This is a genomic window from Desulfofundulus sp. TPOSR, assembly GCF_011393055.1.
Lineage (GTDB): Bacteria > Bacillota > Desulfotomaculia > Desulfotomaculales > Desulfovirgulaceae > Desulfofundulus > Desulfofundulus kuznetsovii.
In genome coordinates, this window is record NZ_JAAOEF010000004.1 from 472,407 (window position 1) to 486,242 (window position 13,836).

10 protein-coding genes are annotated in these 13,836 nt (G+C 62.1%); 2 read left to right on the plus strand and 8 right to left on the minus strand.

Annotation, left to right across the window (positions count from 1 at the left end; translation table 11 throughout):
- Positions 1-74: 74 nt before the first annotated feature.
- The 4 genes from G7K71_RS18030 to uvrA form a co-directional block, all read right to left on the minus strand.
- Positions 75-1,061 carry an ROK family protein gene (locus tag G7K71_RS18030; protein WP_166349403.1) on the minus strand — a complete coding sequence of 329 codons (987 nt, stop codon included), beginning with the start codon at positions 1,059-1,061 and terminating at the stop codon, positions 75-77.
- Positions 1,062-1,075: 14 nt separating this feature from the next.
- Complete coding sequence (locus G7K71_RS18035; protein ID WP_166349406.1) at positions 1,076-1,885, minus strand: Cof-type HAD-IIB family hydrolase; 810 nt, start codon at positions 1,883-1,885, stop codon at positions 1,076-1,078.
- A 129-nt stretch (positions 1,886-2,014) separates the two neighbouring features.
- Entirely contained in the window at positions 2,015-3,874 is a 1,860-nt protein-coding gene (gene uvrC, locus G7K71_RS18040) for an excinuclease ABC subunit UvrC (RefSeq protein ID WP_166349409.1), read from the minus strand.
- A gap of 19 nt (positions 3,875-3,893) precedes the next feature.
- The gene (gene uvrA / locus G7K71_RS18045) at positions 3,894-6,791 is read right to left on the minus strand and encodes an excinuclease ABC subunit UvrA (RefSeq protein WP_166349412.1); all 2,898 of its coding nucleotides are present in this window, start codon (positions 6,789-6,791) and stop codon (positions 3,894-3,896) included.
- A gap of 152 nt (positions 6,792-6,943) precedes the next feature.
- Between uvrA and G7K71_RS18050 the strand changes: the two genes are divergently transcribed.
- Entirely contained in the window at positions 6,944-7,507 is a 564-nt protein-coding gene (locus G7K71_RS18050) for a Uma2 family endonuclease (RefSeq protein WP_166349415.1), read from the plus strand.
- 1 nt (position 7,508) lies between these two features.
- Here the strand turns inward: G7K71_RS18050 and uvrB are convergent, their stop codons facing one another.
- The 3 genes from uvrB to G7K71_RS18065 all read right to left on the minus strand — a co-directional run bounded on the left by uvrB (position 7,509) and on the right by G7K71_RS18065 (position 11,957).
- Complete coding sequence (gene uvrB / locus G7K71_RS18055; RefSeq protein ID WP_166349417.1) at positions 7,509-9,551, minus strand: excinuclease ABC subunit UvrB; 2,043 nt, start codon at positions 9,549-9,551, stop codon at positions 7,509-7,511.
- A gap of 27 nt (positions 9,552-9,578) precedes the next feature.
- Complete coding sequence (locus tag G7K71_RS18060; RefSeq protein ID WP_166349420.1) at positions 9,579-10,286, minus strand: YkgJ family cysteine cluster protein; 708 nt, start codon at positions 10,284-10,286, stop codon at positions 9,579-9,581.
- A gap of 156 nt (positions 10,287-10,442) precedes the next feature.
- The gene (locus G7K71_RS18065) at positions 10,443-11,957 is read right to left on the minus strand and encodes a substrate-binding domain-containing protein (RefSeq protein ID WP_166349422.1); all 1,515 of its coding nucleotides are present in this window, start codon (positions 11,955-11,957) and stop codon (positions 10,443-10,445) included.
- 186 nt (positions 11,958-12,143) lie between these two features.
- Between G7K71_RS18065 and G7K71_RS18070 the strand changes: the two genes are divergently transcribed.
- Positions 12,144-12,443 (plus strand): DUF2508 family protein, encoded by a 300-nt coding sequence (locus tag G7K71_RS18070; RefSeq protein ID WP_013824304.1) that lies wholly within the window; start codon positions 12,144-12,146, stop codon positions 12,441-12,443.
- Between the two features lie 453 nt (positions 12,444-12,896).
- Here G7K71_RS18070 and G7K71_RS18075 read toward each other — a convergent pair whose 3' ends face one another.
- Complete coding sequence (locus G7K71_RS18075) at positions 12,897-13,535, minus strand: uracil-DNA glycosylase family protein (protein WP_013824305.1); 639 nt, start codon at positions 13,533-13,535, stop codon at positions 12,897-12,899.
- Between the last annotated feature and the right edge of the window lie 301 nt (positions 13,536-13,836).

Genomic DNA, 13,836 nt, shown 5'->3' on the forward strand with positions numbered 1-13,836 from the left:
CGTCTCTCCTCCTTTCCCAATAGCCCGGATCGTTTCAGGAGTAACATGCATAGAATAGTCCATTACAGCGCCCCTTATACCACGGGATTGGGAGGTTTTTCCCCCCGCACCTTCTGAAGGGCCAGGGCCACCGCCCCCATTAAACCGGACCGCCCGCCCAGCTCCGCCGGCACCAGCCGCACCCTCCTGCGGGCAGGGGCCCAGGCGCGCCGGGACACTTCCCTTTCCATGGCGTCCCATAAAAGCGGTCCCACCTGCATGGCTCCGCCCCCCAGCACCACCAGGGCCGGATTCAACAGGTTGATCACGTTGGCCACGCCGATACCCAGGGCCCGCCCGGCGTTAATGATGATTTGCCGGGCCTCGCCGTCACCCGCGGCGGCCGCCCGGGCCACCTCCCGGGCGGTGATGGCGTCCACATCCCCTCCCGCCGCCTCCAGAATAGCCCTGCCCCCGCCGGACTCCACCAGGCGGCGGGCCTCCCGGGCCATGGCCGTCCCGGAAGCCATGGCCTCCAGGCAGCCGTAATTGCCGCAGCCACACCGGGGGCCGTTGGGATCTATGGTCATGTGACCGATTTCGCCGGCCCCGTAGCCGGCACCATGGTACACCCGCCCCCGCAGGATCAGGCCGCCCCCGATACCGGTACTGACGGTAATGTAGACCATCTCCTCCTCGCCGCGCCCGGCGCCGTAGACATATTCCCCCATGGCGGCCAGGTTGGCATCATTGTCCACCACCACGGGAACATCCAGTATTTCCTCCAGCTTTTGCTTCAGGGGAACATTGTCCCAACCCAGATTGGGCGCCTGGTACACCACCCCGGTGGCGGCGTTCAGAGGACCGGGGGCACCAATCCCCAGGGCCAGGGGCGGCCCTTGCTCCCCGGCCTGTTTTAATACCTGGTCCACCGTCTCCACAATCCGTCCGATTACTGCCCCGGCTCCCTCCCAGGGCCGGGTGGGAACCACCACTTCGGCCAGCACGCGGCCGCTCTGGTCAGCCAGGGCGGTATAAATTTTCGTACCACCCAGGTCAACGGCGGCAACCAATCCCCTCATGCGGACCCTCCTTTTCAGGCCCAACCCAGGATAAATTTCTCCACCACCCGGGCCACGCCGCCGTCTTCATTGGAAGCCGTAACGTAGTCGGCCCGGGCCTTGACCTGGGGCCGGGCATTGGCCACCGCTACTCCCAGACCGGCCCATTCAATCATTTCCAGGTCGTTGTAGCTGTCCCCCACGGCAATCACCTCCGCGGGCTTGAAACCGTAAACGGCGGCCACCGCCGCCAGGGCGTGCCCCTTGGTGGCCTGCGGGTGGGAGAATTCCAGAAAGTAAGGCTTGGACTTGGTGATATGAAGGTCATCCCCGTAAAGGGGCTTTAATTCCGCGGCCAGTTCGTCCAGTTTCTCTTCCGGGGCAATCACCAGTACCTTGGTGGGATCCTGCCCCGCTTCTTTCAAAAAAGGAACGAGCGGCCCCACTGCCCGGGCCTGGACCCCGGAGATAGACTGGTAAAGCCTGCTTTCGTCAGTGTGCCGCTCAACGTAAAGGTGGTCGTCCAGGTAGATATTGATGTGGTAACCACGGGTCTGGACCCGGGAAATTATGTCCAGGGCGCAGGCGAGGGGCACCGGCCGGTGGACCACCACCTCCCGGGTGACGGCGTGTTTGACTAAAGCCCCCTGGTAAGTAATCAGAGGGGCGTCGATCTCCAGTTCCCGGGCAAAGGGCAGGGTGGCCCGGTACATGCGCCCCGTAGCCAGGGTAACCACCACGCCGGCACGCCGGGCCAGGGCCAGGGCCCGCCGGTTGTCTTCACCGATGCGCAGGTCTTTATTCAGCAGGGTGTCGTCCAGATCCACGGCCAGCAACCGGTACAAGGGTTCATTCCTCCAGAATGACAAATTATAAATATTTACCCCAAATTACATTTGCAGCCCGCGCCGGTAGTTACATTGCAATCAAGATTTCTCTGGATATTATACCATGGTTTTCTGAAAAAACCAGTCCTAACCACGTAAGAAACGGTAAACGGCCAGGGCGGCCGCCCGGTTCATCCCCGGCACGGCGGCCAGCTCCTCCACCGTAGCCCGGGCCATATCCTCCAGGGAAGGGAAGGCTTTCAGCAGGGCCCGGCGGCGCACGGGACCGATGCCCTCGATCTCGTCCAGAAGGGACTTGAGGTTACGCCGGGTGCGCAGCTGCCGGTGGTAGGTCACGGCAAAGCGGTGAGCCTCATCCCGCAGGTGCTGCAGCAGGTGCAGGGCCCGGGAATCCCGGGGCAGGCGAATGGGCTCGGAGCGGCCCTCGGCAAAGAGCAATTCTTCCTCCTTGGCCAGGCCAAAGGCCGGGATATGGGCAAAGCCCAGCTCCTTCATGACCTCCCGTACCGCCGACAGCTGGCCTTTACCCCCGTCCACAATGACCAGGTCGGGCAGGCGGTAAAATCTGGCCTGCCTGGTGGATAGCTGCCCGGTCTGGATCAGTTCCCGCTCTTCCCTGGCGCGGGTAAAGCGGCGCGTGATCACTTCCTTCAGGGAGGCAAAGTCGTTTGGCCCTTCCACGGTGCGGATTTTAAACCGCCGGTACTGGTCGGGCGCCGGCCGCCCCTCCTCAAAAACCACCATGGAGGCCACGCTTTCCTCGCCCTGGGTATTGGATATGTCAAAACATTCGATGCGGTAAGGTATGCTCTCCAGGCCCAGTTCCCGGGCCAGCTCCCCGCAGGCATCCCTGCCCTGCCCCCGGGACTTCTGATCCCGCTCGACCTCCTGCAGGGCCAGAAGGGCGTTTTTGGCCGCCAGGTCCACCAGTTGTTTCTTTTCTCCCCGGCGGGGCACCACCAGGCGCACCCTGCCCCCCCTGATGCCGGAAAGCCATTCTTCCATCGCCGGGCGTTCCTGGGGGTCTATTTCCGGAAGGAGAATTTCGCCGGGGATAAAATCGGCGCGGGCATAATACTGCTTAACAAAGGCGGTGATCACTTCCACCGGGGTGTTTTCCGCACCGGGCACCAGGAATTGATCCCGGCCTATGAGCTTGCCGCCCCGCACAAAGAAAACCATCACCAGGGACAGGTCATGATTTTGGGCCAGGGCCACCACGTCCCGGTCTTCCTTACTGGTTGACAGCACCTTCTGATTCTCCAGCACCTGGCGCACGGCCTGCAGCTGGTCCCGCAGGCGGGCCGCCCGCTCAAATTCCAGTTTTTCCGCCGCCTCGTTCATGCGCCTGGTGAGCTCCTTAATCAGGTCGTCCTGGCGGCCCTCCAGGAACAGGCAGATCTCCCGGATCATGGCCCGGTATTCCTCCCTGCCCACCTGGCCCGAGCAGGGGGCCAGGCAGCGGCCGATGTGAAAGTTGAGGCAGGGACGGTGCCTGGCCGGCATCACACCCTCAGCCAGTTTTTGCTTGCAGGTGCGGAAGGGAAAGAGCCGGCGCAAAAGGTCCAGGGTTTCGTGCACCGCTCCCGCCGAAGTGTAGGGGCCGAAATAACGGGAGCCGTCCCTGACCACCCTGCGGGTGACGTGCACCCGGGGGAAGTCCTCCCCCAGGGTTACTTTCAGGTAAGGATAACTTTTATCGTCTTTAAGGTAGATGTTATAGCGGGGGCGATGCTCCTTGATCAGGTTTGATTCCAGGATCAGGGCCTCGACTTCGTTGTCCGTCACAATGTACTCAAAGTCCGCCGCCCGGTTCATCAGCGCCCGCACCTTGGGACTGAGCCGGGCGCCGGACTGGTAGTAGGAACGCACCCGGTTTTTCAGGGAAACGGCCTTGCCCACATAAATAATTTCCCCGGCCGTATCGCGGAAGAGATACACGCCGGGTTTGTCCGGGAGGTGTTGTAGTTTTTCCTCGGGTGTCATCCTGATCCCCTCCCCGTCATCAATCTCCCACCGCACGCACCCCATCGAGCAAGGACGAACCCTGCGTATCCGCTCCACCGGCAAAGAAATGGTGGGATACGGGGGCACCGGCCAGCACCCGGGCCAGAAACTGACCGGTGTATGATTCGCTCACCCGGGCCACTTCTTCCGGGGTGCCGCAGGCCACCACCCGGCCGCCGCCGTCACCGCCCTCGGGACCCAGATCGATGATGTAGTCGGCGGTCTTGATGACGTCCAGGTTGTGCTCGATGACCACCACCGTGTCCCCGGCCTCCACCAGGCGGTGCAGCACGTGGAGCAGACGGTGCACATCGGCCATGTGCAGGCCGGTGGTGGGTTCGTCCAGGATGTACAGGGTGCGGCCGTTGGAACGCCGGGAAAGCTCGGTGGCCAGCTTAACCCGCTGGGCCTCACCCCCGGAAAGCTCCGGTGCCGGCTGGCCCAGGCGGATGTAGCCCAGACCCACGTCCTGCAGGGTTTTCAGCCGCCGGTGGATCTTGGGGATGTGGCGGAAAAACTCCACCGCCTGGTCCACCGTCATGTCCAGTACGTCGGCAATGTTCCTGCCCTTATATTTTACCTCCAGGGTCTCCCGGTTGTAGCGCCGGCCCTTGCAGACCTCACAGGGCACGTAGACGTCGGGTAAAAAGTGCATTTCAATCTTGATGATGCCGTCCCCGGCACAGGCCTCGCAACGCCCGCCCTTGACGTTGAAGCTGAAGCGGCCCGGCTTGTAGCCCCGCATCCGGGCCTCGGGCAGGCTGGCAAAAAGATCCCGGATGTCGTTGAACACCCCGGTATAGGTGGCCGGGTTGGAGCGGGGCGTGCGGCCGATGGGGGACTGGTCCACGTTGATCACCTTGTCCAGGTGCTCGGTGCCCCTGATCTCCCGGCAAGCCCCCGGCTGGGTGCGGCTGCCGTGGAGCTCCCGGACCAGGTACTTGTACAGGATTTCATTCACCAGGGTGCTCTTGCCCGAACCGGAAACCCCGGTGACGCAGATGAACACCCCCAGAGGGAAGGTCACGTCTATCTCCTTGAGGTTGTGTTCGGCCGCCCCGATCACCTCAAGTACCTTGCCGTTGGGCTTCCGGCGCACAGCCGGGACGGGAATGAAGCGGCGGCCGCTTAAATACTGGCCGGTAATGGAGTCGGGGTTATTGAGGATGTCCTCCAGGGTACCCTGGGCCACCACCCTGCCCCCGTGCTCCCCGGCTCCCGGGCCGATGTCGATGATGTGGTCCGCCGTGCGGATGGTATCCTCGTCGTGTTCCACCACGATCACCGTGTTGCCCAGGTCCCGCAGGTGCAGCAGGGTGTCCAGAAGCCGCTGGTTGTCCCGCTGGTGCAGGCCGATGCTGGGCTCATCAAGGATGTAAAGCACCCCGGTCAGCCCGCTGCCAATCTGGGTGGCCAGGCGGATGCGCTGGGCCTCCCCGCCGGAAAGCGTACCCGCCGCCCGGTCCAGGGTGAGGTAGTCCAAACCCACGTTGACCAGAAAACCGAGCCGGGCGTTGATCTCTTTGAGCACCTGCCGGGCAATGAGCCGCTCCCTTTCCGTCAGGTCAAGACGACGGAAAAAATCCAGCGCTTCCTTTACGGAGAGGCGGGTGACTTCCACAATGGAGAGCCCCCCCAGCTTCACCGCCAGGGCCTCGGGCCGCAGGCGGGCTCCGCCGCAGGCCGGGCAGGGGCGGTCGTTCATGTACCGCTCGATTTCCTCCCGGATGTGGGGGGAAGTGGTCTCCCGGTAGCGCCGGGAAAGGTTGTTGATTACCCCCTCAAAGGTGGCCACGTACTGGTGCCGCCGGCCGGAGGCGTCCCGGTAATTGACCAGGATTTTCTCCGTACCGGTGCCGTAAAGGATTTTATCCAGCTGCTCTTCAGTCAGCTCGGCCACCGGGGTGGAAAGGGAAAAGCCGTACTTTTCGGCCAGTGCTTCCAGGCACGCATAGGCGTTGGTACCGCGGAACCAGCCCTCTATGGCCCCATCGGCAATGGACTTGCGCCTGTCGGGAATGACCAGGTCGGGGTCAATCTCCCGCTTCACCCCCAGACCGGTACACACCGGGCAGGCCCCGTAGGGGCTGTTGAAGGAGAACAGGCGGGGGGCTATCTCCGGCAGGCTGATGCCGCATTCCGGACAGGCAAAGTTCTCGTTGAACAGCATCTCGGGGCCGTCCACCACGGCGGCCAGGGCCACGCCCCCGGCCATGCCCAGGGCCGTCTCCAGGGAGTCGGCCAGGCGCCGGGCCACGCCGGGGCGGACGATCACCCGGTCCACCACTACTTCTATGGTGTGCTTTTTATTCTTATCCAGCTTGACCCCCTCGGCCAGGTCCCTGACCTCGCCGTCCACCCGCACCCGGGAAAAGCCGCTTCTCCGGATTTCCTCCAGCACCTTCTGGTGCTCGCCCTTCTTGCCCCGCACCACCGGGGCCAGAATCTGCAGGCGGGTACCTTCCGGCAGGGTCGTGAGCTGATCCACCATCTGCTCCACCGTCTGCCGGGAAATGGGCCTGCCGCAGGACGGGCAGTGGGCCCGGCCCACCCGGGCAAAAATGAGGCGCAGGTAATCGTATATTTCCGTCACCGTCCCCACGGTGGAACGGGGGTTGTGGCTGGTGGTTTTCTGGTCAATGGAGATGGCCGGGGAAAGACCTTCGATGTAGTCCACGTCCGGCTTGTCCATCTGGCCCAGGAACTGACGGGCATAAGCCGACAGGGATTCCACGTAGCGGCGCTGGCCTTCGGCGTAGATGGTGTCGAAGGCCAGGGAAGACTTCCCGGAGCCGGAAAGGCCGGTCAGCACCACCAGCTTTCCCCGGGGAATCTCCACGTCAATATTTTTAAGGTTGTGCACCCGTGCTCCCTTAACGACAATTTTTTCCAGCATAACTCTTCCTCCATATAATGCCCTTTGCCGGACTATAGCGCCACGGAAAAGAGCAAAGGGACCCCTTTGACTGTTCCGGGGATATATTATACAATTGACGGTAGCAAAACAAAAGCCGCTCAGGAATATTTGAGCGCAAAGGAGGCCCGGCCATGAGTATCCCCACTCCCCCGGCAGGGAAGATCATCCTCACCTATGAGGATTATCTTGACCTGCCCGACGACGGTAACCGTTATGAAATCCTGGAAGGGGTGCTGCACGTGACGCCCTCCCCCACCACCCGCCACCAGCGGGTTTCCCGCAACCTGCAGCGGATTGTCGACGCTTATGTCCTTGAACACAACCTGGGGGAGGTTTTCGATGCTCCCCTGGACGTGATCTTTTCCAATATCAGCATTGCCCAACCGGACCTCATTTTTGTCTCCCACGCCAGGGCGGAAATTATAACCGAGAAAAACATTGCCGGTGCCCCCGACCTGGTAGTGGAAATCCTTTCCCCCAATACTTCCCGCAGGGACAAGATCACCAAAGCCCACGTATACGCCCTTTACGGGGTGTGCTATTACTGGCTGGTCGACCCCGACACCACCACGGTGGAAGAGTACCGCCTGGAGGAAGGGGCCTACAACCTGGTCAGCCGGGCCACCGGTAACGAACTCTTTAAACCGGAAATTTTTCCGGGACTGGCCGTAGACCTTTCGAAGGTATGGGCCTGATCTACTCTCCCACCACTTCCCCTATGGGCACCAGGCGCCTGTCGAGGCCCTGGAGCTCCAGCCGCAGTTCGATGATCGCATCCCGCAGCTCCGCCGCCTTTTCGAACTCCAGGTGGCGGGCGGCTTCCCGCATTTCCTTTTCCAGGCGGGCAATCAACTGCTTCAGCTCTTTCCTGGTCCGCTTCTTCGGCCGGGGCTTATCCTTGGCCTGGTAAGCGGCCTTTGGCTCCGCCACCCGGGTGGCCTCAATCACGTCCCGCACCCCCTTGACCACCGTACGGGGGACAATGCCGTGTTTCTGGTTGTATTCCATCTGGATGCGGCGCCGGCGTTCCGTTTCCTTGATTGCCCGGTCCATGGATTCGGTAATGCGGTCGGCATAGAGGATCACCTTGCCCTCCGCGTTGCGGGCGGCCCGGCCGATGGTCTGGATCAGGGAGCGCTCGGAGCGCAGGTAGCCCTCCTTGTCGGCATCCAGGATGGCCACCAGGCTGACCTCGGGCAGGTCCAGGCCCTCCCGCAACAGGTTGATCCCCACCAGCACGTCGAAGACCCCCAGGCGCAGGTCCCGCACAATTTCCATGCGCTCGATGGCGTTGATCTCCGAGTGCATGTAGCGCACCTTGATGCCCAGCTCCCGCAGGTAGTCGGTGAGATCCTCGGCCATTTTCTTGGTCAGGGTGGTCACCAGCACCCGCTGGTTTTTGGCCACCCGCTGCCGGATCTCCGCCACCAGGTCGTCGATCTGGCCCCGGGTGGGCCGCACCGAAAGCTCGGGGTCCACCAGCCCGGTGGGCCGGATGATCTGCTCCACCACCTGGCTGCTGCGCTCCAGTTCATAGGGGCCGGGGGTGGCGGAGACGAAGATGACCTGGTTGATCTTCCGCTCGAACTCCTCAAACTTGAGGGGCCGGTTGTCAAAGGCCGAGGGCAGGCGGAAGCCGTATTCCACCAGGGCCGCCTTGCGGGAGCGGTCACCCTCGTACATCCCCCGCACCTGGGGCACGGCCACGTGGGATTCGTCAATGAAGAGCAGGAAGTCCTGGGGGAAGTAGTCCAGCAGGGTATAGGGCGGCTCCCCGGGAGCCCGGCCCGTCAGGTGGCGGGAGTAGTTCTCAATGCCCTTGCAGTAACCCATCTCCCGCATCATCTCGATGTCGTACCGGGTCCGCTGCTCCAGCCGCTGGGCCTCCAGCAGCTTGCCCTGCTTCCGCAGCTCGGCCAGCCTCTCCTCCAGTTCGGCCTCAATGGCCGCGATGGCCCTTTCCATGCGGGGCCGGGAAACGGTGTAATGGCTGGCCGGGAAGATGGACACGTGCTGGCGCTCCCCGATGATCTCCCCGGTGAGCACGTCGAACTCCAGCAACCGCTCGATTTCGTCCCCGAAGAAATCGATACGGATGGCCCTTTCGGTGTAGGAGGCGGGGAAGACCTCCACCACATCCCCCAGCACCCGGAACTTTCCCCGGGTGAAGTTCACATCGTTGCGCTCGTACTGGATCTCCACCAGCTTGCGCAGCACCGCATCCCGGTCATAGGTACCCCCCTTGCGCAAGGAGAGCACCAGGGTGCGGTATTCCTCGGGGTCACCCAGGCCGTAGATGCAGGATACGCTGGCCACAATGATCACGTCCCGCCGCTCAAAAAGGGCGCAGGTGGCCGAGTGGCGCAGCTTATCTATCTCGTCGTTGATGGAGGAATCCTTTTCGATATAGGTATCGGTCTGCGGTATATAGGCTTCGGGCTGGTAATAGTCATAATAGCTGATAAAGTATTCCACCGCGTTCTCGGGAAAGAACTCCCGGAACTCGCTGCAGAGCTGGGCGGCCAGGGTCTTGTTGGGGGCCAGCACCAGGGTGGGGCGCTGTACCGCCTGGATTACCTGGGCCATGGTATAGGTCTTCCCGGAACCGGTGACACCCAAAAGGGTTTGCATGGGGTAGCCCTTTTGCAGCCCTTCCACCAGCCGGGCAATGGCCCCGGGCTGGTCGCCCCGGGGCTGGAAATCCGATTTCAGTTTGAAAGGACGCTCCTGGTAAGACAACTTTACCACCCCGCTTCTTAATTGATTCTATCCCCCTTTTAATTGCCTGTCAATGTGGCCGGAGCCAGTTCCAGGCAAACCATACAATTCCCGCCACAGCCCGGGCGGGCAGAGATTCTTCAACCGGACCTCTGCAAAGCGCTCCCTGCCGCTGAAACCTCCGGGAGGATAATCCCGCAGGCGGGGGTTGGGCCGGCGGCCTTCGTGGATCACCGGCGGCCGGCCGCAGCGGCGGCTCTCCAGGAGCCAGCGCCGGACCAGTTCATCCATGCCGGCATTCACCACCACGCCCCTGAGTTCCCTGGCCCGCCGGGTGGCCCGGCGGCAGGTGTAGGTCTGGCAGACCAGGGGGCGCAGGCGATAAATGGAGCACCGGCCCCGCCGGGTGTCCAGGAAAATGCAGGAGCCATCGGATTTAAACCCCAGGCTGATGTCCACCACCGGCCCTTCCACATAAACGTAACCGTACTGCTCCAGGAAGGATGACAGGGCCGCTGGCATTCCCTGGAACTGCCGTTCGAACCGGCCGTCCCGCAGGAAAGCAGCCACATCGGGGTAGGTAAGGGGGACCCTCTCCCAGCAGCAGGCGGTGCAGCCGTTGCAGGGAGGACAGTGTTTCCGGATAAAATCGTTTAAGGCATCAAGGTAATCCTGCACCGTCGCGCCCTTGTGGACTATTTGCACATCATAGGCCGGTTTTCCGCCCAGAAGGCAGTCGTTGATGCGTACTTTCAAAAGGGGTTCTCCTCCCGTTAAGTAACCAGATAACCAGATTGCCCTGTAACGAAGTATTATACTATATTTTGCGGTCCGGGTGCAAAAAGACCATCTCCTCTTCCCGGGGAGATGGTCTTTTGTTATCCAGTTTTTTCAAAGGCAGTGCCGCTTTGCTTACATACCGCCTCCACCGCCTCCACCGCCGGCGCCTCCTCCGCCGGGACCGGCGGGACCGCCGCCACCGCCGCCGGCTCCCCCGGCCGGCATGGGCATTTGCTGCTGGAGGCCGGCCCGGCCGCCCTCCACACTTTCAATACGCTGTACTTCGCCCTGGATCTGCACCTCCACCGTTTTTCCCTCGCGGGTGGTAATGCGCAAAGTAGTCCGGGGCTTTTGTTTACCCCCACCGGCCTGGCCGCCCTGGTCACCCTGTTCGGGGGAACCCCCGCTCTGATCGCTTCCTCCAGTTTGAGTTTCACCCTGACCCTGGCCGCCGCCCTGCTTCTGGACCACTTCCTTTCCCCAGCGCTCCTGCAGCAAATAGGCGTTGGCGGACTGAATCAATCGTACGGGTACAATGCGGGCCGGAATGCTGTAATCGCCGCTGGTCACCCGGGTGTCGTACTGCCAGTGTCCCGTTCTGGCCAGGCCCACCGCCGCGTCCAGGGCGTACTGCCCCAGCAATTCGGGCCTGGTGTCCACTTCCGCATCGTGCTCCCCGGCCAGCAGGGCCCGGGAAGCCTCTCTATCAGCCCCCACCCCCACTGTAAGCACGCGGTTGTTTAAGCCCGCCGCTTTGAGGACCTCCACCGCGGCTATGGCCAGCCGGCTGTCACTGGCCAGAATAACATCAATTTTATTGTTGAACCCGGCCAGGGCCTGCTGCACGGCAAGGCTGGCCATGGCCGGCTGATTTCCCGGCTGCCGGGCCTCTTCCACCACCCGCACCTGGGGGTTGGCCTCCAGCGCTTTCCGGGCCGCGGCCACAATTTCCCGGGCGGCGTTGTCCCGGGGATCACCGGCCAGGATCATTACGTTAAGGGGTCGTCTGGAAGGAAGCTGCCTGCCGGGCATGGTCATCTGGGCGGTACCCTGCCCTTGGCCGCCGGCCTGATCGCCCTGGCCGCCCGCCTGGCCCTGACCTTGCCCGCCGGTCTGGCCGCCCTGGCCGCCGGGGGAAGCGCCCGTCCCGGCAGGCAAACCGGCGGCCTGCCGGAGGGCCTCGTTAATGAATTGGGCCTGCAGCTCTCCCGCCCTGGCGTGATCTGAGGCCACGTAGGCATCCACCGGTGTATTGGCGGGCAGGGTTTCCAGGGCCACCACCTTGATATTATTCTGTACCAGCTGCTGCACAAGACGGGGGGCACTCGCCGGATCCACCGCCTGGAGCACCACGGCTTTAACCCGCCGTCCGGCAAGCTGCTTCAGCTGTTTTTCCTGCTGCGCGGGATCATTTTTCGCATCAAGCCAGGTGATGTCCACCTTTTCCTCGCGCCTGCGCCGGTTCATCACCTGTTTGATGATCTGGTTGCCGTCCCGCTGCATATCGGCCAGGCTGACGGCAATCCGCAGCTGGGGGGTCATCTGTTGCTCCTGTTCACCCCGCCCGGGACATCCAGTTAAAATTAGCAATACGGCCAGGAAGATAGGCAGCCCGGCCCTCTTCCACCCGGCGCACCGGACCGTCATCTAAGACCCTCCCCGCAGTGAAAGCTCCAACATGCTGCCATGGACAGTGAACCTTTGGTATCTTAAGGGTATTATGCTTACCCGCTGCCGGAAATATAATTGAGCCCGGGCTTTTGCATTCAACAAAAAAAGCCCTTCTACAGAGGGCTACGGGCTCATAACCATAGGTTATGGGAGGTGGTCCCCTTGAACAAACTGCTGGTTTTCTGGCAATTAGTGCTCAGGAGCATTTCAAGATGGATGGGATCGTTTTGCCAGCGCCGGATGCCCACCCTGGTGGAAATCATTGACGAGGCCCGCCGGGAATGGCAGGAAGCCCTAAGGGAATTTCACCTGGTGGATAATGAAATGGTTGATTATGTAATTTTCAAGATTAATACCGCGGAGCGGAGGTTCATCGCGCTTTTAATCCAGGCCCGGCGCAGGGGCGTTACGGCCTGGCCCCCGGACCTGCCGGGACCTGTCAGAACCACTAGCGGATACTGACGCATAACTAACCCGGGGCGGCCCAGCACTCACCCAGCACTCACTGGTAAAGCACTTCTTTCGAAGTAGCGTTGCAGTCACATGAGCAATAGCTATTCCAAAGAGAAAGGTGTTCCAGTGAGTGCTGGGCTGGGTCGCTCCGTGCTACGGGCCGGACGAAATATCGGCTTACCTACCCTTACCTGCCGTTTTGCACGCGCTCGCTCCGTTCGCCTCGCAGGCCAAACTAGCGCTCGACCTCGGGCTCCGGCGGGGTTCCCGGCCCATTCGGCATCCATGCCTCAGGGGCCGGCCTCGGGCATCCATGCCCTCGGCCCCGCCTCCGCCCTCGGTCTCGCTAAGTTTGGCACCTGCTCGGCTCAAGGTCGCTCGCTTCGTGCAAAACGACAGCCATTTTCATCTTCTGTTTTTTTTGCACGGGTAACGGCCGTCCCCCGTCGCTCCGTGGCGATTTCAGCAGTGGGGAGAGTAGTGGTTGGGGTCGATCAGCTCCCGGTACTTGGCCACCACCTGCTTGAAGTCCTCCCACGTATCCCTTTTCAAGTTGGGGTTGCGCAGTAAGGCCGCCGGGTGGTAGGTGGGCATGATCCAAACCCCGTTTTTTTCCACCCAGCGCCCCCGGTCCCGGGTAATGCGCCCCCGGGGGTCCAGGACGGCCTGCAGGGCGGTGGCCCCCAGCAGGACCATAATCCGGGGCTGTAAAATGCGCAGCTGGGCCTCCAGGTTGGGACGGCAGGCCGCCCGCTCCTCTTCGGTGGGTATCCGGTTGCCGGGAGGCCGGCATTTTACGGTGTTCAGTATGTAAACGTGCTCAAAACGCCCGAAGCCGCAGGCCTCTAAAATCTTGTCCAGCAGCTGGCCGGCTTTCCCCACAAAGGGCCGGCCCAAACGATCTTCGTCGGCCCCTGGCCCTTCACCGCAGAGCACCACCTTGGCCGCGGGGTTGCCCTCGCCAAAAACCACTCCCTGGCAGCCCGCCCGCAGGCCGCAGCGGTTGCATGTTTTGACCTTTTCCTCCAGGACGGCCATATCGTTTATCCCGGAGAGATCCCACCCGGGGTCGCCGAACAGGCTTTCCTGCAACCAGAACAACTATCTCACCCCGCCACTATATACTGTCGCATAACTACCCGGGGCGGCGGTCGTCCCCCGTCGCTCCGTGCTACGGGCCGGACGAAACATCGGCTTGCCTCGGAGCGAACCTGGCAGCGCTGCATATGCGCCGAAAATCTTTTTTTGTCATGGATAGTTATAGCATAAAGCAGCTTAATCATTCTATATGATACTGTCATCAGCGCGATTCGCGCTGCCGGTTCGCTAACCTCGGCAGCGCCGTGTTTCGTATCCGGCCCTCCGCAATGTCGCTACTTAAGGGACGACCGCCGCCCATTTA